This window comes from Streptomyces sp. NPDC026538 (genome assembly GCF_055567535.1).
The window spans coordinates 129,048-146,789 of record NZ_JBVHQG010000015.1 but is presented as its reverse complement, the minus strand read 5'-3'; the positions used below and the strand labels follow the sequence as shown (position 1 = coordinate 146,789).

Genomic DNA, 17,742 nt, shown 5'->3' with positions numbered 1-17,742 from the left:
CTTGCAGCCCGCCGTCACGGCAGAAGCCGGGGCTTCTTCTTCGCCGCCACGTCCTCCACCCAGCCGCACAACAGGATGAACACCGCGATCAGGATCCAGCCGACGCCGAACATGAACCACTGGCTGTCCAGCGGGAGCCATCTCTCGAACGCCGGCACGTTCCACATCTGGTCGATCAGCGGGACCGCCAGGATCAGGGCGATCTCATGCCAGAGGTAGATCGTCACCGCGCGGGCGTTGAAGACGGTGACCGTCCGGTCCAGCCGCCTGAAGCGGGTCAGCCAGGCGAAGTCGATCCTGAAGTACGCCTTCGCCCACATCAGCAGCAGCACGAACCCGGCCGACCAGAAGGCCTGTGCGAGAGGGTTCTCGTCCAGGTCGTAGGTGCCGAAGTCGGCCTGGTGCGAGAAGGCGTACCAGCCGCCGTACCCCATCGCGGCGAGCGAGGCGACGACCACCAGGGCCGGCTTCATCCGCTGGAGCACGCCGTCGCGGTGGGCGAAGCCGAGGATCCAGCAGAAGAGGTACGTCGACAGGTCCCACAGGGCGCTGCCGAGCCGGTTGTCCGGGCCCGACCAGACGAAGTTCAGGATCAGGATCGGGACGAGCGAGAGGACGAGGACCGGGACCGGCGCCTTGCGGAAGATCCACAGCAGGGCCGGGGAGAGGAGGACGAACCAGAGGTACGTCCGCAGGTACCAGAGGATCTCCCAGGCCTGCTCGCCCCACGCGTTGCCCGGTGGGTCGCCGAGCGGCACGACCCAGTAGACGATCTGCCAGCCCGGCATCCAGTCGTGGACCAGCATCGCCAGCACGACGAAGAGGCCCCAGAACCAGAACGGCGGGAGGAGGCGGCGCAGCCGGCTCTTGACGACCTTGAGCGCCGGACGCTCCAGGGACTTCGCCATCAGCGTGCCGGCCAGGCCGAACATGATGCCCATGGAGGGGAACACCATGCCGCACCAGGCCCAGCCGAAGGTGTGATAGGTGACGACACGGATCAGGGCGACCGCGCGGAGGGTGTCGAAGTAGCGGTCCCGGCCCGGCGGCTTGGGCTGCGGATCGGAAGCGGCTGCCGGTTCCCCGGCAGGAGACTCCGGCTCCGGCTCCGGCTCCGGCACCGGCACCGCCTCGGACCCGGGCTCCGGTTCCACCACCGGGAGGGGGGCCGTCTGCTCCGCCACCGGAGCCGGCCCGTACTCGACGTACTGCTGTTGCTGCGGATACGGCTGTTGCGCGTACTGCTGCTGACCGTAATGCGGTTGCTGACCGTACTGCGGCTGCCGGCTCACCTGCGGCTGCTGGCCGTAGCCGCCGTGGTCGTAGCCGTACCCCTGCTGATACGGGTTCTGCTGGTCCCAGGTCATCAGCCGCTCACTCCCGCCGGGGTGCCTACCTCGCCGGTGCGCTTGAGTTTCTGCCAGCGCAGGCGGCCGCCGGTGAGGGCGGTGATGCAGGAGTGGATGAGGACGAGGTACATCATCTGACGGTAGGCCAGCTGCTGGAGCGGCATCATCAGGAGGTAGCGGTACCGCTCCTTGTCCAGCCGGAACGCGTAGGCGGCGCAGCCCAGCTGGATGCCGAGGACCGCCAGCCAGGCCAGCAGGGCCGCCTCGAAGTCGACGAAGATCATGGAGTAGACCGTGAAGACGTCGATGAGCGGGGCGAAGACGGGCGTGACGATCTGGAAGAGGACCACCAGAGGCATGCCCACCCGGCCGAATCGGCCCGACGGGCCCTTGTCGGTCAGCGACTTGCGGTGCTTCCACAGCGCCTGCATGGTGCCGTACGACCAGCGGTAGCGCTGGGACCACAGCTGCTTGAGCGAACCGGGCGCCTCGGTCCAGGCCTTGGCGTGCTCCTGGTAGACGACCCGCCAGCCCGCCCGGTGCATGGCGATGGTGATGTCGGTGTCCTCGGCGAGGGTGTCCTCGCTCATCCCGCCGACCTGGAGCACCGCGTCGCGGCGGAACGCGCCGATCGCGCCGGGGATCGTCGGCATGCAGCGCAGCAGGTCGTACATCCGGCGGTCCAGGTTGAAGCCCATCACGTACTCGATGTGCTGCCAGGCGCCGATGATCGTGTTGCGGTTGCCGACCTTGGCGTTGCCGGCGACCGCGCCGACCTCGGGGTCGGCGAAGGGCTGGACGAGGTGCCGTACCGTCTCCGGCTCGAAGACCGTGTCGCCGTCCATCATCACGACGACGTCGTAACTGGCGCTGCGCACGCCGTTGTTGAGGGCGGCCGGTTTGCCGGCGTTCTCCTGGCGGACGACCCGGACGTTGGTCATGCCGAGCTTGTCGGCGGCGGCGCGGGCGATCTCCGAGGTGCCGTCCGTGGAGCCGTCGTCGACGACGATGACCTCGATCGGGTGGGTGCTCCGTGCCAGCGACTCCAGGGTGTTGGCGATGCACTCCTTCTCGTTGTACGCCGGGACGATCACGCTCACCGGTCCGGTGACCGTCGGTCCCCAGCTGAACCGGCGTTTGTTGCGCAGCCGGTAGTGGCGGCGCGCGATGAGCAGCATCATGCCGAAGCGGCCCATGACCGCGACGCCCACGACGAGAAGCAGCACCGACAGCACCGGCAGGGCCCACTCGGCGATCGCGACCGCCACGAGGAGCGCCTTGCCCTCGTAGAGGGTCATCCCGGTGGCGGTGCGATGGGCGGCCTGGAGGCCGGTGGTGAGGGAGTTGCGGCTGGTGTTGCCGTTGCCTGTGCCGGCGCTCGGGGCGCTCTCGCCGGTGGGGGAGGTTCCGCCGGGCGGGGTGCCGGTGCCGTTTCCGCTGCCGGTTCCGGCTCCGGTTCCGGTTCCCGTTCCCGTGCCGGCGAGGGCGCCGGCCTCGGCGACTCCCGTGGCGGACGTGCCGCTGCTCCCGCCGGAGCCGCCGGCCGTCGCGGCGGACTGCCGGTTGCCCGTGCCCTGCTTCTGGATGACACCGCTGATGGTGGTGAAGGTGTAGCCCTTCGCCTTCATCTTCTTGATGTATTGCGGCAGCGCCTTGATCGTCTGCGAGCGCTCGCCACCGGCGTCGTGGAAGAGCACCGAGGCGCCCTTGTTCTTCGTCGGCGTGGCCCAGTTGATGATCTTCGAGACACCCGGCTTCTTCCAGTCGTCGCTGTCGGTGTCGACGAAGACGCTGGTGTAGCCCTCCTTGCCGAGCTTCTGGTACACGGGCCAGCTGTAGTTGTCGATGGCGTCCGTCTCGGAGGAGTACGGCGCGCGGAAGAGGGTCGTCGTGATCCCGGCCGCGCCCGCGAGCGCGAGCTGGGTCTGCTGCATCTCCCGGTTGATCCGGGCGTCGCTCTGGTACGACAGGTCGACGTGCGTGAAGGTGTGGATGCCCACCTCGTTGCCCTGCTCGACCATCGTCTTCACGATGCTCGGGTAGCGCGACACCATCGAGCCGACCAGGAAGAACGTGGCCGGGACGTCGTACTGATCAAGGATCTTGAGGACCTGCGGGGTGTAGGTCGGGTTGGGGCCGTCGTCGAAGGTGAGGGCGATGGTCTTGGAAGGGACCGAGACGGTGGTCGCCTGCCCGCCCCGGAACGTGAGGATCGGGCCGCCGTCGAGGACCTTGTCCGGCACCTTGCCGGAGCTGGCGCCGGTGCGGACCCGCTGGTCGCCGCCGACCTCTGCGCGCAGGTAGCCGTCGAGCAGCATCACGCAGGTCAGCGCCAGCAGGAGCAGCAGGGCGAGGATGACACGTGGTTTCTGCAGCGCCGCGGCCCGGCCGGCCGCCCGCTCGATGCGGGTGGGGGCGCGCCTGCGGCCGCGTGAGGACGTCGGTGTAGTCATGGGAAAAGGGCCTGCGTTCCGATCAGTTGGCGGAGGCGGACGCGGATTCGGATGCGGATGCGGATGCCGACGGGGTGGCGGCCGTCGAGGGGGGCGCCGACGGGCGGCCGCTGGGCAGGCCGGCCTGACGGCCGATGCCGCCCTGCGGGCGTTCACCGCCGGGGGCGTTGCCCGCGCGCGCGAAGTCGGGGATCAGCGAGTCCGGGGTGAGCGAGGTGCCCCAGCCCATGAAGGCGGCACCGAGCACGCCCGTGTAGGCGAGGCAGACGACGCCGAGGAGAAGGCCGACGCGGCGCAGCAGCTTGGACCGGCGTCCGGAGGAGTCGACGAACACGGGCCCCTCGGCAGACCCGTTGCCTTGTTTGCGGCGGCGACCGCGCCCGGCGGCGCGGCTTTCGATGGCAGGCTCGGATTGCATATCCCGAGATATTAGGGAGCCTTTATGTGATCGCCTTCGGAGTTCTTGTGAGGCGCCCATGAGAAACGCCTTAGCCTGTCTTTTCGCTGAGAGATTCTATGAACACCTGCGAGGACCGGCCGGGAGGAGAAACACGCTCAACGCCCCTTTTACGTCATCCCATTCACCCGATCCGCTCCCTTCATTCCATGAGTTTTCCATGTATCGATCGAACCGTTGAACACCATGTACGTGTGAGACGTTTTCCTTTCGAATCAGGGTTTGTTTCGGTCCTGAGACACAAATCACGAGAGCGGGTGCATCTTCATGCGGGGTTTCCTGAGGCCGGCCGCCGGGCTTACCTGCCTGTTTGCCATGGCAGTGACCGGGTGTTCCTCGGGCGCCACCGGCACGTCGGACGCGGCGCCCGCACCGTCGAAGCGGGGTACGGCCGCCTCGCCGAGCGCGACCGAGGAGTCCGGCACATCAGGCACATCAGGCACATCCGATACGTCGAGTACGTCCTTCGCGCCCTACGTCAGCGCGACGGAGGCCGCCGGCACGGACGATGCGGGCTCGCCCTCGACGTACAACCTGGCCTTCGTGATCTCCGACGGCAGCAGCTGTACGCCGAGGTGGAACGGGACGGCCGCGATCGGCAGTTCGGCCGTGAAGTCCCGGATCTCCCGGCTGAAGCAGGACGGCGGGTCGGTCCGGGTGTCCTTCGGCGGGGCCTCGGGCAAGGAGCTGGCGACGACCTGCTCCAGCGCGTCGAAGCTGGCCGCGGCCTACGGCGCCGCTCTGGACGCCGCGGACTCCACCCAGGCCGACTTCGACATCGAGGGCGACACGCTCACCGACTCCGGCTCGGTCGCCCTGCGGTCGCGGGCGATCGCGCTGCTCCAGAAGGAACGGCCGGACCTGGAGGTCTCCTTCACCCTGCCCGTGATGCCGTCGGGGCTCGACTCGGACGGCCTCGCGCTGTTGGAGTCCGCGAACAAGTACGACGTGCAGGTCTCGACGGTCAACATCATGACCATGAACTACGGCGAGTCGTACGACGGGGACATGGGCGACTACGCGGCCACCTCGGCGAAGGCCACGCACACGCAGCTGAAGAAGGTGTTCGGGCTGTCGGACGCGGGGGCGTGGGGCGGGATGGCGCTGACCTCGATGATCGGGGTGAACGACGTGGCCGGGGAGACGCTCACGCTCGCGGACGCGGCCGATGTGCGGAGTTTCGCGGAGGAGAAGGGGATCGCCTGGGTGTCGATGTGGTCGACGTTCAGGGATGTGCAGTGTGAGAGCGGGAGTTCGGGGGCTGACGACGCCGCGACCAACTGCAGTGGTGTCAGCCAGAGTTCCGGGGCGTTCGGGAAGGCGCTCGGGGGCTGAGTGTCGTTCGCGGGGCGGTGGGCGTCGTACGCGGGGCGGTGGGCGTCGGTCGCGGGGCGGTGGGCGTCGGTCGCGCCCACGCGGCGGAGCCGCATACGGATACGGGCCCGAGCCCCTGGCGGGGCGCGCTACTTACGTCTGTGGACAAGGCGCCCCGCGCACACCGTCGCGATGCACCGCCCCGCCGCGTCGAACACGGCCAGGTCGGCCCTGGCCTTCTCGGTGAGCTGTGCGGGGCGGGCCGCGGAGACCACGGAGACGTCGTTGCGTTCCGCCGCCGCCCGGAGTTCGGGTGAGTCGACGTACGCCGCCAGGACCACCACCGCTCCCAGCTTCAGCACGGCATGCACGCGCTCGCGCGGGCTGGGGGCCTCCGGAAGGGGACCGTCGTGGACCCGGGCCGGGCCGAGGGACCCCGGCCACCGGCGTACCCGCGCCTGCGGGAACCGCTCACGCAGCTCCTCGTACGGCCCGACGGCACCGATCCGGTCCTGTACGACCACCACGGCGCCGTTCTCGACCGGCCGCTCGGAGTCCCAGGCGACGAAGACCCGGTCCGCCGCGTGAATCGTCTCCACGGCCTGGTCAGTTGGAGGTGAGGAGCTTCAACTCCGGGTGCGCGGTCCCGCCCTCGATCGCCGTCGAGGAGATGTGGGACATCACCCGCTCGTCCACCGGGTCGTTCGCCGGGTCCTCGTGGACCACGAGGTGCTCGTACGTCGTCGCGCGCTGCGCCGGGACCCGGCCCGCCTTGCGGATCAGGTCGATGATCTCCAGGCGGTTCGAACGGTGCTTGGCGCCGGCCGACGAGACGACGTTCTCCTCCAGCATGATCGAACCGAGGTCGTCCGCGCCGTAGTGCAGCGAGAGCTGGCCGACCTCCTTGCCCGTGGTCAGCCAGGAGCCCTGGATGTGGGCGACGTTGTCCATGAAGAGGCGGGCGATGGCGATCATCCGCAGGTACTCGAAGAGCGTGGCCTGGGTGCGGCCCTTCAGGTGGTTGTTCTCGGGCTGGTAGGTGTACGGGATGAAGGCGCGGAAGCCGCCCGTGCGGTCCTGGACGTCCCGGATCATCCGCAGGTGCTCGATGCGCTCGGCGTTGGTCTCACCAGTGCCCATCAGCATGGTCGACGTGGACTCGACGCCCAGCCGGTGCGCCGTCTCCATGATCTCCAGCCAGCGCTCGCCGCTCTCCTTGAGGGGCGCGATGGCCTTGCGGGGGCGCGCGGGAAGGAGTTCCGCGCCGGCGCCCGCGAAAGAGTCGAGGCCGGCCTCGTGGATGCGGGTGATGGCCTCTTCGACCGAGACGCCGGAGATCCGGGCCATGTGCTCGACCTCGGACGCCCCCAGGCTGTGGATCACCAGCTGCGGGAACGCGTCCTTGATCGCCTTGAAGTGCTGCTCGTAGTACTCGACGCCGAAGTCGGGGTGGTGGCCGCCCTGGAACATGATCTGAGTGCCGCCCAGCTCGATCGTCTCCGCGCAGCGGCGCAGGATGTCGTCGAGGTCGCGCGTCCAGCCCTTGGCCTTGTCCTTGGGGGCCGCGTAGAAGGCGCAGAACTTGCACGCCGTGACGCACACGTTCGTGTAGTTGATGTTCCGCTCGATGATGTACGTCGCGATGTGCTCGGTACCCGCGTACCTGCGGCGGCGTACGGCGTCGGCGGCGGCGCCCAGCGCGTGCAGGGGCGCGTCGCGGTAGAGGTCGAGCGCCTCTTCCGGGGTGATCCGCCCACCGGCGGCGGCGCGGTCGAGGACAGACTGGAGGTCGGCCTTCTCGGTCACCAGGAGGTCCCTTTCGTCAAGGGTTGTGGACGGACCCCGCCAGCCTACGCCAGGCCTTCGAGCGGCCCGACCTCAGGCTGTGTACGCGCCGACCAGCAGCCCCGCGAACGCGCCCGCGATCAGGAACGGGCCGAACGCGATCGCCGTCTTGCGTCCGGCCCGCCGTACGACGACGAGCGCGCCGCCGTAGAGCGCGCCGAACAGGAAGCCGGCGAAGGTGCCGAGCAGCACGGTGGGCCAGCCGTACCAGCCGAGGACGGCGCCCATGCCGAGCGCGAGCTTCACGTCGCCGAAGCCCATGCCGCCGGGGTTGATGAGGAAGAGGACGAAGTAGGCGGCGCCGAGGACGAGAGCCGCGTACAGGGCGGTGAGCCAGTCGCCGGCGTGCTCGGGGAGCAGGGCGGCCACCGCGAGAAGGGCGAGGGCCGCGGCTGCGAGGGGAAGCGTGAGGGGGTCGGGGAGGCGCTGCACCCGGAAGTCGACGGTCGCGAGCAGCACGGCCACCGGCGCGAGCACCAGCCAGACACCCAGTTCGGGCCGGGTACCGGTGGCGAGCGCCAGGAGCGCACAGACCAGCGCCGTGGCGACGGCGAAGGGAAGGACACGGGGGCCGTAGGCAGCGCGCGCCTCCGAGGGGGGCGCATGCCGATCACCGGGCGCCGGCTCGGTGGGTTGGGCGCCGGGCGCGGGATCGTCGTCGGGCGCCGGTGCGGGAGCCTCCGCGGAAGGCGGCGTGGGGTCGCTCCTGTGCGCCGGTGTGAGGGGTGCGGCCTGCGCCCCCTCGGCCTTCGTGCACTGCCCGCAGCGCGCCCGGCCGAGCCAGCCCTGGAGCGGGTGGGCCGCGGGGCAGGTGGTGCGCCACCGCTCCCCCGCCGGTGCCGAGAAGCGGTACGCGGCGCGGGGCAGCAGGGTGCCGGCCGCCGCGCCCCAGAGGGCGGCGGCGGCCGGGAGGGCGAGGTCCAGGACGGTCATCCGGTCGCGGCGGCGCCCTCGCGCCAGGTCGGCAGGAGTTCGTCGAGGAGGGCCTCGGTGCGCGGGGGCAGGCCGCGCGCCCCGCTGCGGGTGACGAGTTCGGTGGCGAGGGCGCGGACGCGGTCCGGGTCGCCGGTGGCGTGGGTGGCGCGCAGCAGCTCGTTCCAGAGGCGCTCGTCGGCCGGAGCGGTCTTCAGTGCCGCGCCGAGCGCCTCGATCGCCTTCTCCGCGCGGTCCTTCTCGAGGTGGAACGCGGACAGGGCGAGGCCGATGTCGGCGACCAGCAACGGGAGCTGGGCGTCGATGATCTCGTGGGTGAGCCAGCGGTAGCGGCCCTCCGCGCGGTCGGCGAGCAACGGGCCGCGGACGAGCACGAGCGCGTCGGTGAGGAGGCGGCCGCGGACGGCCCGGCTGTCGGCGCCCTTGCCCTGGGTGGCCTCGTAGTAGAGCGAGCGCAGCACGTCCAGGTCGGAGACGACCGACTTGGCGAGCACGAGGCGGCCGGTGGCGTCGGCACGCAGCCGCGGGCCGCCGTCCGGGTCGGTGCCCAGCCAGTCACGCAGCCGCTCCAGCAGCGCGTCGCGGACGTCTTCGGTCACCCCGCGCGGCCACAGCGCGGACGACAGCACGCGCGGGTGCACGCCCTCGCGGTGCAGCAGGAGCAGCGCCAGGGCCTCGTGGAGGAGCGCGCTGCGGTCTCCGTCCGGGGTGTCGAGGCCGATGATCTCGTACGGGCCGACCAGGCGCGCGTACACCGCGGGGCGGCCCTGTTCGCTGATGTCGACGAGGAACGGCGGGGCGTTGGTCGGCCCGTCCGGGTCGCGCTCGGGGTCGGCCTCGACGAACAGCTCGACGACCGCGCGCTGCTGTACGGCGGGCAGCAACTGGGCTTCCAGTTCGAGGCCGAGGAGCGGGGCGAGGAGCTTGCCGTCCGGGGTGATCTCCATCGCCCAGGCGGCGCCGGGCAGGTCGGCGCTCTCGGTGCCGACCAGATAGCCGATGCCCAGCCGGGCGGCGTCGGCGGCGAGTTCGGCGAGCCGCAGCGCGTCCTCGGCGGACGGCTGGGCGGCGAGCAGCACCAGGTTCGGCGCCCAGCGGGTGTGCTGGGCCGGGCCGGTGCGGCCGGTGAGCACCGAGTCGTGGCCGGCGGCGCCCAGCGCGCCCCGCCGCTGCCGGGTCTCCGCCTCCATCGCCTCGAACAGCGCGTCCACGTCGTCGAGGTGGCGCAGCCGGTTGGGGGCGAGCGGGGTGAGATCGGCGCCGAAGCCGACGAGGGTGATGGTCATGCGGTCCGACCAGCCGTTGGTGGCGAGTTCGGCGGCGACCGAGGAGAACACCGCGGCCCGGTCGGCCTCCCGGCCGCTCAGCGAGACGATGCCGGGCACGGCCTCCAGGTTGAGCAGCAGCCGCGAGTCGTCCATGGTGCCGAGGCTGACCAGGCCGGGGTACGGCGCCGCGGTGTCGGTGTCCTCGTAGCGGTCGGCGTCCGCGCGGGACAGCGTCCAGAACGTCTGGTCCTGGCCGAGCTGCCAGGGCGCCGGGGGTTTGCCGGCCGGCTGGGCGAGTTGCAGATGCAGATCCCCGTGGCTGAGCCAGGCCGCGTAGACGACGGGCAGCGAACGGGATTCGGCGGTGAGAGCGGCGGCGAGTCCGCGCAGGGAGCGGTCGAGCAGTCGTACGCCCTCCGGGTCCGCGCCGACCAGGAGCGCGTCCTGTACGTCCTGGGCATCGCCGGTCGGGGTCGGCGGCTCCATGCCGCGCCGGCCGCCGAGGGCGCCGAGCGCCGACTGCCACAGGGCCTGGCGGCGACGGCGGCCGAGGGCGGCGAGCAGGCCGGCGGCGAGGAGCGGGGCGCCGAGGAGCGCCTCCGACAGCCCGAAGGAGGACCCGGCGGAAGACCCCGAGGCGGCGTGGCCGGAGTTCTCCTGGGCGTGCGTGCCGGCGTCACCGGCCTGGCGCTGGCCGGGCACCGTGATCTGCGCGGTCGCCCCGTCCTCGCCCGCGTGCCGGCCGCCCTGCTGCTGGTGCTGGTGCTGGGCGTGATCGCCGGTCCTGGCGTAGTCGCCGATCTGCTGCCGGACCTCCGGCGAGACATGCGCGTCGGGGTTCTCGACGAGTTCGCCGCCGTGGGCGTCGCCGGGCATCTCCATGATCCAGCCGGGCCGGATGAGGCTGGCCTCGGAGAGCCGGGAGCCGTCGGGCTGGATGCGGTCCTTGTTGAGTTCGTAGATCTCCTTGTACCGGCGGCCGTCGCCGAGGTGGCGCTGCGCTATCTCCCAGAGGGAGTCGTGGTGGCGGCCCTCGGGCGGCTGGATCCGGTAGTACTTCGTCGCCCCGTGTGCGGCGGCGACGGAGCCGTGCTCGGCCTGGGCCTGGGCGGCGGCGTGGCCGGCCTGTTCGGCGAGGGCGGCGGCGGTGCTCTTCGCCTGCTCCTGCTGCTGGGCGAGGAGGCCGGGGGTCGCCTGGGCGGCGGCCACCGTGCCCTTCTGGTTGCCCTCCATGCTGTGGCCGAGCTGCGACAGGCCCGGGGTGAGGCTGGCGGCGGTGGCGCCGACCAGCAGCAGGGCGGCGACGAGCTGCCGGGCGAGCAGCTGGCTGGGGCCGGCGCCGGGGACCCGGCTGGGCAGGCCGACGCCGGAGACGGCGGCCTTGACCTCCACCAGGACGCAGGCCGTGAACTGGGCCCAGGCCAGCCACACGATGACCGTCAGGGTGTTCAGGAACGTGTCGACGCCGATCGGCTGCGACAGCCAGTCCATCGTCGGCGCGCTGTGCGGCAGGGGCCAGCCGACGGTCACGGCGAGGGCGCCGGGGACGCCGACGACCAGCGCGAGCAGTGCCACGAAGGCGAGGAACGCCTTCACGAAGTCCCCGAACGTACGTCGTCGCACCCGCACCGGCTGCGGGGTCCGGTTCCGCGGACCCGACGGGTTCCCCGTCGGTCTTCCCGTCGAGCTTGATGTGCTGCGTCGCGCCATGGCGGGTGTCCTGGGGTCGTGTGTGGACGGAGTGGGCCGGGGGCGCATCGAGCCTATCGAGGTCCCCTTGACGATCCTATTGACTGACACCGACAGCGTCGAAGGGCAGAACGGCGAACGGCCGCCCGTTTTCCACCCTTTCATCAAGCAGGGCGCAGTTGGCCGGAGTTATCGCCGCCCGGCGCGTACACCACCTCTCCACACGCCCCACACAACCCCCCACCAGCGCACAAGGGACTGTCATACCCCCCTGATAGCTTCGTTCCCAGCTGCACACACGCCGAACTCCGGGGGAGACTCAACCGTGGCCAGCCGCACCCTGACCCTGCCCACCCTGACGGCCGCCGCGGCCCTCCTGCTGACCGCCTGCGGCGGAAGCGGTGACCACGGCGGGACGGACGACATCAAAGGCGCGGACACGCGGTCCGGCAGCCCGTCGGCGTCCGCCTCGGCATCGTCGGCGGCGTCCGGCGTCAAGCGCCCGGTGATCTCGCTGCCGAGCAGCTTCCAGCTCGCGTTCGAGAACTGGACGAGCGGCGATCCGGCGAAGCAGGCGGTGCTCGACGACGCCAGGGAAGAGCTCAAGGCGGGCTACGCCGCGATCATCGCGAACAACCCCGCCAGCACGGACGTCACCTTCTACGACAGCGAGGGCGTCGTGGGGCAGACCAAGGCGTGGATCAAGACGTACACGGACAAGAACCTCACCGTCATGGGCAAGTTGCCCGTCTTCGATCCCAAGGTCACCGTGGGGAGCGGCGGCAAGGGCGCGTCCGTCACCTACTGCACGGACGAGAGCAAGGCGTACACGAAGAACCGGAAGACGGGCAGGGAGGCGGGCAATCCCGCGGGCACCAACCCCTACGTCGTGTACACGGTCTCGATGGCGCGGAGCGACCGGGGCGTCTGGCAGAACACGTCCGTCCACTCGACGCGGGGCGGGTGCTCCCGGTGAGGCCGCGACCGCGGGGCGTACCCGTGCTCGCCACGTCGCTCGTCGTGGCCCTGCTCGGCGCCACACCCGCCGTCGCCATCGGGGACGGGGGCACCGGCACGCGAGGCGGCGCCGACGGGAACGAGCTCTCCGCCTCCGCGAGTCACTCCCGCATCAAGGTCACCCGGATCAGTGGCCCCACCGGCGGAAAACTGGGCTCCGTCACCGCCACGGACGTCAACTGGAAGCCGCCGCAGTGCTGGTACGAGCCCGTCTTCACCCCGCAGCAGCTGAAGGACTTCTCCGAGCGTGTGGGCGACGGTGACGTCGGCATGCGCACCGCCTGGTTCGGCAAGGAACTGTGGACCGACCACTTCAAGGACGGCAAGGACACCAGCACCATCTTCACCGAGCCGGCCACGGTCCCGGGGTACAGGAACTACAACCTCGGCAAGGACGGCCGCTTCTGGCGCGGGGTGGCCCCCGACGGCATCGAGGCCATCGAAGACGGCTCGCTGTGCAGCAAGCTGATGTTCTGGGTCCCGGCCGGGCAGGTGCCCGACGACCCGGACGCGCCCACCCCCGAGACCCTCGCCGACTACGCCTACAACAAGATCAGGGTGCCCACCACCTCGGTCGAGCTGAAGCCGGCCGTCCGGTCCACCGTCAACCTGCCCACCTGGGCCTGGCTGGACAAGGGCCGCTTCCAGGAGGTCAGGGTCCGCGCGGAGCTGCCCGGCACCGGCCTGTGGGCGGAGACCACCGCCAAGCCGGTCGCCCTGCATCTCGACCCGGGCACCGGTGACGCCGAGACGTTTCCCGCCTCCGGCAACTGCACGATCAACGACGACGGTTCCATCGGTACCGAGTACCGGCCGGGCGACGCGGACAGAACCCCGTCCTGCGGCGTCCGTTACCTGCACGCCACCAACGGCACGCCGTACCGGCTGAAGGCCTCCGTCACCTGGCAGATCAGCTGGCGCGGCTCCGGCGGCACCGGCGGCGGACTCCCCGACGGCACCTTCGACAACACGCAGGAGATCACCGTCCAGGAGATCCAGTCCGTCAACCGCTGACCCGCAGGGACGACAGCAGGAAGCGGGTGAGGGCGGACGTGGCGAAACTGATCGCCGCCACGCCCTCCTCCGCGCGGAGTTCGACAACCGTGCGGGCGGGGCCGTGCGGACGGACGTGCACGTTGCCCAAGGCGGCCGGCCCCGCCAGGCCCTCCTCCAGCAGGGCGCGGGCGAAACTCCAGGTGACCTCCTCGCCGTCCAGGGAGATCCAGGGCGGGAAGACGAAGTGCACGGCCTGCGGGTCGGCCGAGGTGTACCGGAGGGTCGCGGGGACCGCCACCTCCTGCTCGTCGGCGGTCAGCAGGCGGGCGCCGGTGGGCTGTTCGAGCGTGATGGGCACGGGCTTCTCCGGGTGCGGTGCGGGGCGGGGCAGGTCGTCGTATCTGTGAGAGCGCCCGCAGTCCGTCTGATTACGCCGGAGACGCAAGCGAGTTGAGTGACATGCGTCACTTTCCCATGAGCCTGTAACTTTGCTTGAAAGTTCTGCCATCTACAGTGACAAACCCTTTCCCCCGCCTCGCGCCGGCAACTGGAGCGTTCCGCCATGCACGACGGTTCCTCTGCAGTGATCAGCTCCACCGACTAGCCCGGATCTACGAGGAACAGCAGCCGCGTCTCGTCGCGTATGCCCGCTCCCTCACCAGGAACGCCTGGGCTGCCGAAGACCTCGTCGCCGAGGCGCACTTCAGGGTCTGACGGCGGCGGGGAACGCTGGGTCAAGGCGCTGTGGCTGGCCGAGGCGGAGGGGCAGCCGCTGGCGCAGATCGGGCCGCAGCTGGTTACGAAAGGCGCCCCCCGCGGTGACCGTGTCGTCCGGTCAGCCGACCTCGTTCTCGGCCGTCGCCTCGCCGTGTACGACGATGGCGCCGCCGTAGAACATGCCCGTGAAGACCGGCTCATAGGTCAGCTGGACCTCGACCTGGACCTGCTGGGCGTCGGCGGCGACGCAGTGCGTGCCGGCGATGTCGGCGCCGGACATGTCCATCTCGCGGGCGAAGGTCTTCACCCGGGCGTCGCAGTCCTGGAAGTTGATCGGCGCGGCGCCCTGGTTCTCGTACAGCGCCTCCTTGTCGATGTCCTGCGCCGCGTACCGGGCCGCCTGTTCCGCGATGTCGGCGGCGCGTTCGCGCTTGGAGATGGACAGGCCGCCGTCGATGACGAACGCGGAGAGGGAGAGGAAGACCAGGGCGAAGATGATGACCGCCCCGGCGCCCGAGCCCCGGTCGTCCAGGCGGAGCCGGCGCGCGGCCCACCAGGTGCGCAGCAGCGCGATGCTCATGCTCACGCCGACCTCCGGAGCGGGTCCAGCGGCGAGGAGAAGCTCGCGGTGAGGGTCGTGGGGATGTCCAGGCCCAGCATGGCCAGGCCCCGCACCTCGCAGCTCACCTCGACGGTGAAGATGGTGTCGGGTGCGAAGCCCGCGCTGGTCTGGACGACGGAGACCGGGCCGGAGCAGACGTCCGACAGGTCGGCCTCGGCGGCCTTGCGGGCCTCCGACATGGCCGTGGCGTGGTCCTTCTGGATGGATCCGGCGCGGGCCGCGTCGCGGGCGGCGCCGTCGATCGCCCCCCGCCCGTCGACGAGCTGGCCGAAGGCGACGAGCACGAGGATGAACAGGATCATGACCGGGGCGAGGATGACGACCTCGACGGTCGACAGCCCCCGGTCGTCCAGGGCTTTTTCCGTTGCGGAGGACATCTAGTTCTTGTCCTCCACGAACCGCTCGACCGGTCCCGACGACTGCGCGTGCACCGTCAGGTCCAGGCCGGGGAACACCGTCGGGATGCGGGCCGAGATCTCGACGCCGACCGTGTTCTGCTCCGGCTGGAGCATCTTCACGTCGGGCGACAGGACGAGCTGCGGCCCGAGTTGGCTGATGTAGGAGTCGACCACGTCCTGGGCCTTGCCGCGCCAGGCGCCGGGCTCCGCGTCGGCTGTGGCACGGGCCTTGCGGGCGCCTGCCTGGGCCGCCGCCTGAGCCACGTGGTCGGCGAAGAAGTACAGCGCGAACTGCACGGTCGCGAAGATCATGAAGAAGAGGACGGGGGTGAGCAGCACGAACTCGATCGCGGTCATTCCCGAGTCACCGCGCGCGGCCGCCGCCCGGCGGCGTACCCAGCCGCGCAGGCCTCTGCTCCCGCCCTCGGACATCCCCGTCACCCCCGTCGCCCCCGTCGCCGTACGTCCGCTCAGCAGGTCTTGCTCGCGTTGGCGCCCTTGATGCAGTCGCCGACCTTGTTGGCGCCGTCGCTGAGCGCGGCGTTGATGATGGCGGCCACGACGCCGACGATCGCCACGACGACCGCGGAGATGATGACCCACTCGACGGCGGAGGCGCCGCGGTCGAGTTCGCCGGAGCGGGCGCGCTGCACCCGGCCCTGGAGGAAGGTGACCAGGAAGTCCATTGCCGGGATCCCGGTGCTGAAGTTCCGTCCGTTCATGGTGTGTTGTCCTCTCGAAACAGCAGTTGGCGAAGGTTCACGCAAGAGCTCAGACCTGGAACACCCGCATCGCCGCCGGGAAGATCAGGAAAACCAGGAAGCCGGCGCACAGCAACAGCTGGGCGACGAGCATCGACTGGGACTTCTCGCCCGCGCTGCCCTCGATCTCGGCGAGTTCGCGGTGCCGCATGGTCTCGGCGCGGGAGGCGAGGGACTCGCGGACCTTGGCACCGTCGTCCGCGACCAGGGCCAGTGAGGCCGACAGGTCCTTCAGTTCCTCGACGCCGAGTTCCTCGCCGAGCGCGCCGAGCGCCTGCCACTGGCTGACGCCGGTGATCCGGGCGTCGGCGAGGGCGTTGCGGATGCGCTGGTTGGCCCAGCCGTCGGAGACCTCGGCGGCCGCCATCAGGGCCTCGGGGAGGCCCCGGCCACCGGCGAGGCTCATCGACACCAGGTCGAGGTACGCCCCGATCACCCGCCTGAGGTCCCGGCGCTTCTCGGCGGCGTCCCGTCGTACCTCGAGGTCGGGCAGGAAGAAGAACAGGGCCGCGCAGGCCAGGGACAGCCAGACCGGGATGACCGGGCTGTGCCCGAAGCCCAGGGTGTAGACGACGGCGAACAGGAACGGGCCGAAGATCAGGCCGGTGGCCGCGAGCAGCACCTTGGTCGCGAGGAACTTCTCCCAGCTGCGTTCCAGGACGGCGAGGTCGGCGCGGAGCGAGCGCTGTTCCCAGCCCTGCTGCCGGTAGAAGTCGGCGACCCGTTCGCCGACTTCGGCGCGCAGGGAGCCGAAGCGGCCGGTGTCCTGCGTCTGCCGCGCGGACTCGTACGCGGCGCCGCGTGCCCGCATCGCGTCGATCCGGGCGACCTGGGCGATCGCGCTGCGCTTGGACGGCATCAGGGCTCGGATCAGGGCGTAGACGCCCAGACCGAGGATCACGCCGACGACGATCGGCATCGTGAGGCTCATCGGCGGGCCCCTTCCTCGGTGGGGAGCTGCTGCTGGCCGGGGGCGCCCGGTGCGTCGGGAGCGGTGCGGGGCGGTCGTACGAACTGGACCGAGGACTGGTCGCGGACCAGGAACCGTTCCGGGGTCTCGATGGTGGACAGCTTGCGCAGCCACCAGAAGCCGAGTGCGAACAGGGCGCAGACCAGGGCGAGGACGAGCTGGCCGACGGCGGTGCCGTACGGCGAGACGAAGTCGCGGTTGAAGACGGCGAGGCCGAGCACGAACGCCACCGACACGGCGACGACGATCTGCACCGACCGCCGGGTGGAGGCGCGTTGGGCCATCACGCGCTGGCGCATGTCCACCTCCTCGCGCGACGACTTGGCCAGGGCGCCCAGCACTTGACGCAGACCGGGGCCGCGGAGGCGGGCGTTGAGGATGAGCGCCGCGACGATGATGTCGGCCGAGGCGTCATTGATCTCGTCGGCGAGGTGCTGGAGGGCGTCCGGGAGCGGGGTGCGGGAGCGCAGCCGGTCGACGAGGGCGTCGAGGTGCGGCCGCAGGATCGGCGCCGAGGCCCGCGCGGAGGCCGGGATGGCCTGCTCCAGGCCGACCGCGCCGGCGATGGTGTCGCGCAGCGACTCGGTCCAGGAGGCGAGGGCCTCCACGCGCTTCATCGCGGCGCGTTCCTCGGCGGCACCGCCGAACAGCTTGTCCCAGAAGAAGACCAGGACGCCGGCGGCGATGCCGGCCACCGCCCAACGGGTCATCAGCAGGACGGCGAGTCCGATGATGGCCGCGAGGGAACCGCGCTGACCGGCGAACCGGATGAGCTCGGCGGCCCGTTCGTTCGCCTTCTGCTTCTCGTGGTCGGGCTTGGCGGGCAGGCCGCGGATCGCCAGGATCAGCAGCGCGAGTCCGCCGCCGGCGGCGACACCGCAACCGAGCGCGTAGAGGACCTCGGTGGAGAAGAGTCCGCCCATGGAGCCCAGGGAATTCAGGTTCATGTCAGA

At 70.8% G+C, this 17,742-nt stretch carries 17 protein-coding genes and 1 pseudogene; 4 read left to right on the top strand and 14 right to left on the bottom strand.

The window, feature by feature from the left end; all coding sequences use genetic code 11:
* Nucleotides 1-14: 14 nt before the first annotated feature.
* The 3 genes from ACZ4N4_RS41545 to ACZ4N4_RS41535 are packed head-to-tail and all read right to left on the bottom strand — an operon-like array spanning nt 15 to nt 4,220.
* Nucleotides 15-1,367 carry an acyltransferase family protein gene (locus tag ACZ4N4_RS41545; RefSeq protein ID WP_467598926.1) on the bottom strand — a complete coding sequence of 451 codons (1,353 nt, stop codon included), beginning with the start codon at nt 1,365-1,367 and terminating at the stop codon, nt 15-17.
* Complete coding sequence (locus tag ACZ4N4_RS41540) at nt 1,367-3,802, bottom strand: bifunctional polysaccharide deacetylase/glycosyltransferase family 2 protein (RefSeq protein ID WP_467598923.1); 2,436 nt, start codon at nt 3,800-3,802, stop codon at nt 1,367-1,369. The genes ACZ4N4_RS41545 and ACZ4N4_RS41540 overlap by 1 nt, the downstream gene beginning before the upstream one ends.
* Before the next feature lie 22 nt (nt 3,803-3,824).
* The gene (locus ACZ4N4_RS41535; RefSeq protein ID WP_467598920.1) at nt 3,825-4,220 is read right to left on the bottom strand and encodes a hypothetical protein; all 396 of its coding nucleotides are present in this window, start codon (nt 4,218-4,220) and stop codon (nt 3,825-3,827) included.
* Between the two features lie 306 nt (nt 4,221-4,526).
* Here ACZ4N4_RS41535 and ACZ4N4_RS41530 point away from each other — a divergent pair, with 306 nt between their 5' ends.
* Nucleotides 4,527-5,594 carry a chitinase gene (locus ACZ4N4_RS41530; protein WP_467598917.1) on the top strand — a complete coding sequence of 356 codons (1,068 nt, stop codon included), beginning with the start codon at nt 4,527-4,529 and terminating at the stop codon, nt 5,592-5,594.
* 128 nt (nt 5,595-5,722) lie between these two features.
* Here the strand turns inward: ACZ4N4_RS41530 and ACZ4N4_RS41525 are convergent, their stop codons facing one another.
* The 4 genes from ACZ4N4_RS41525 to ACZ4N4_RS41510 form a co-directional block, all read right to left on the bottom strand.
* On the bottom strand, nt 5,723-6,172 hold the full coding sequence (locus tag ACZ4N4_RS41525) for an imidazolonepropionase-like domain-containing protein (RefSeq protein ID WP_453574560.1): 450 nt from the start codon (nt 6,170-6,172) through the stop codon (nt 5,723-5,725).
* A gap of 7 nt (nt 6,173-6,179) precedes the next feature.
* The gene (gene mqnC, locus ACZ4N4_RS41520) at nt 6,180-7,379 is read right to left on the bottom strand and encodes a cyclic dehypoxanthinyl futalosine synthase (protein WP_453574558.1); all 1,200 of its coding nucleotides are present in this window, start codon (nt 7,377-7,379) and stop codon (nt 6,180-6,182) included.
* Nucleotides 7,380-7,451: 72 nt separating this feature from the next.
* Nucleotides 7,452-8,351, bottom strand: coding sequence for a prepilin peptidase (locus ACZ4N4_RS41515; protein ID WP_467598914.1), 900 nt, complete (start codon nt 8,349-8,351; stop codon nt 7,452-7,454).
* On the bottom strand, nt 8,348-11,329 hold the full coding sequence (locus ACZ4N4_RS41510) for a BTAD domain-containing putative transcriptional regulator (RefSeq protein WP_467598911.1): 2,982 nt from the start codon (nt 11,327-11,329) through the stop codon (nt 8,348-8,350). The genes ACZ4N4_RS41515 and ACZ4N4_RS41510 overlap by 4 nt, the downstream gene beginning before the upstream one ends.
* Nucleotides 11,330-11,633: 304 nt before the next feature.
* On the opposite strand from ACZ4N4_RS41510, the gene ACZ4N4_RS41505 reads away from it, so the two are divergent.
* Together ACZ4N4_RS41505 and ACZ4N4_RS41500 are read left to right on the top strand one after the other, a co-directional pair.
* Nucleotides 11,634-12,284 (top strand): hypothetical protein, encoded by a 651-nt coding sequence (locus ACZ4N4_RS41505; RefSeq protein ID WP_467598908.1) that lies wholly within the window; start codon nt 11,634-11,636, stop codon nt 12,282-12,284.
* Nucleotides 12,285-12,307: 23 nt separating this feature from the next.
* On the top strand, nt 12,308-13,339 hold the full coding sequence (locus ACZ4N4_RS41500) for a hypothetical protein (protein ID WP_467598905.1): 1,032 nt from the start codon (nt 12,308-12,310) through the stop codon (nt 13,337-13,339).
* Here the strand turns inward: ACZ4N4_RS41500 and ACZ4N4_RS41495 are convergent.
* Nucleotides 13,329-13,679, bottom strand: coding sequence for an SsgA family sporulation/cell division regulator (locus tag ACZ4N4_RS41495; protein ID WP_453574549.1), 351 nt, complete (start codon nt 13,677-13,679; stop codon nt 13,329-13,331). The genes ACZ4N4_RS41500 and ACZ4N4_RS41495 overlap by 11 nt on opposite strands.
* A gap of 251 nt (nt 13,680-13,930) precedes the next feature.
* Between ACZ4N4_RS41495 and ACZ4N4_RS41490 the strand changes: the two are divergent.
* Nucleotides 13,931-14,032 (top strand): annotated as a pseudogene (locus ACZ4N4_RS41490) (sigma factor); the annotation flags it as partial.
* Nucleotides 14,033-14,156: 124 nt separating this feature from the next.
* Here the strand turns inward: ACZ4N4_RS41490 and ACZ4N4_RS41485 are convergent.
* From ACZ4N4_RS41485 to ACZ4N4_RS41460, 6 genes are read right to left on the bottom strand one after another with little or no spacing between them, the layout of a single operon-like run.
* Nucleotides 14,157-14,618, bottom strand: coding sequence for a TadE/TadG family type IV pilus assembly protein (locus ACZ4N4_RS41485; protein ID WP_467599119.1), 462 nt, complete (start codon nt 14,616-14,618; stop codon nt 14,157-14,159).
* Between the two features lie 2 nt (nt 14,619-14,620).
* A complete protein-coding gene (locus tag ACZ4N4_RS41480) occupies nt 14,621-15,037 on the bottom strand; it encodes a TadE/TadG family type IV pilus assembly protein (protein ID WP_453574547.1) in 417 nt (138 codons plus the stop codon).
* Nucleotides 15,038-15,490: a TadE family protein gene (locus ACZ4N4_RS41475; protein ID WP_467598902.1), complete on the bottom strand. Its 453-nt coding sequence runs from the start codon at nt 15,488-15,490 to the stop codon at nt 15,038-15,040.
* Between the two features lie 38 nt (nt 15,491-15,528).
* Nucleotides 15,529-15,780, bottom strand: coding sequence for a hypothetical protein (locus ACZ4N4_RS41470; protein WP_450753976.1), 252 nt, complete (start codon nt 15,778-15,780; stop codon nt 15,529-15,531).
* A gap of 49 nt (nt 15,781-15,829) precedes the next feature.
* Entirely contained in the window at nt 15,830-16,750 is a 921-nt protein-coding gene (locus tag ACZ4N4_RS41465; RefSeq protein ID WP_467598899.1) for a type II secretion system F family protein, read from the bottom strand.
* Nucleotides 16,747-17,736 carry a type II secretion system F family protein gene (locus ACZ4N4_RS41460; protein WP_467598896.1) on the bottom strand — a complete coding sequence of 330 codons (990 nt, stop codon included), beginning with the start codon at nt 17,734-17,736 and terminating at the stop codon, nt 16,747-16,749. The genes ACZ4N4_RS41465 and ACZ4N4_RS41460 overlap by 4 nt, the downstream gene beginning before the upstream one ends.
* Nucleotides 17,737-17,742: the final 6 nt, after the last annotated feature.

Excerpts from the sequence above, each read along its gene's own strand:
- ACZ4N4_RS41545 (WP_467598926.1), bottom strand. The coding sequence starts at position 1,367 with ATGACCTGGGACCAGCAGAACCCGTATCAGCAGGGGTACGGCTACGAC.
- ACZ4N4_RS41540 (WP_467598923.1), bottom strand. The coding sequence starts at position 3,802 with ATGACTACACCGACGTCCTCACGCGGCCGCAGGCGCGCCCCCACCCGC.
- ACZ4N4_RS41535 (WP_467598920.1), bottom strand. The coding sequence starts at position 4,220 with ATGCAATCCGAGCCTGCCATCGAAAGCCGCGCCGCCGGGCGCGGTCGC.
- ACZ4N4_RS41530 (WP_467598917.1), top strand. The coding sequence starts at position 4,527 with ATGCGGGGTTTCCTGAGGCCGGCCGCCGGGCTTACCTGCCTGTTTGCC.
- ACZ4N4_RS41515 (WP_467598914.1), bottom strand. The coding sequence starts at position 8,351 with ATGACCGTCCTGGACCTCGCCCTCCCGGCCGCCGCCGCCCTCTGGGGC.
- ACZ4N4_RS41510 (WP_467598911.1), bottom strand. The coding sequence starts at position 11,329 with ATGGCGCGACGCAGCACATCAAGCTCGACGGGAAGACCGACGGGGAAC.
- ACZ4N4_RS41485 (WP_467599119.1), bottom strand. The coding sequence starts at position 14,618 with ATGAGCATCGCGCTGCTGCGCACCTGGTGGGCCGCGCGCCGGCTCCGC.
- ACZ4N4_RS41480 (WP_453574547.1), bottom strand. The coding sequence starts at position 15,037 with ATGTCCTCCGCAACGGAAAAAGCCCTGGACGACCGGGGGCTGTCGACC.
- ACZ4N4_RS41475 (WP_467598902.1), bottom strand. The coding sequence starts at position 15,490 with ATGTCCGAGGGCGGGAGCAGAGGCCTGCGCGGCTGGGTACGCCGCCGG.
- ACZ4N4_RS41470 (WP_450753976.1), bottom strand. The coding sequence starts at position 15,780 with ATGAACGGACGGAACTTCAGCACCGGGATCCCGGCAATGGACTTCCTG.
- ACZ4N4_RS41465 (WP_467598899.1), bottom strand. The coding sequence starts at position 16,750 with ATGAGCCTCACGATGCCGATCGTCGTCGGCGTGATCCTCGGTCTGGGC.
- ACZ4N4_RS41460 (WP_467598896.1), bottom strand. The coding sequence starts at position 17,736 with ATGAACCTGAATTCCCTGGGCTCCATGGGCGGACTCTTCTCCACCGAG.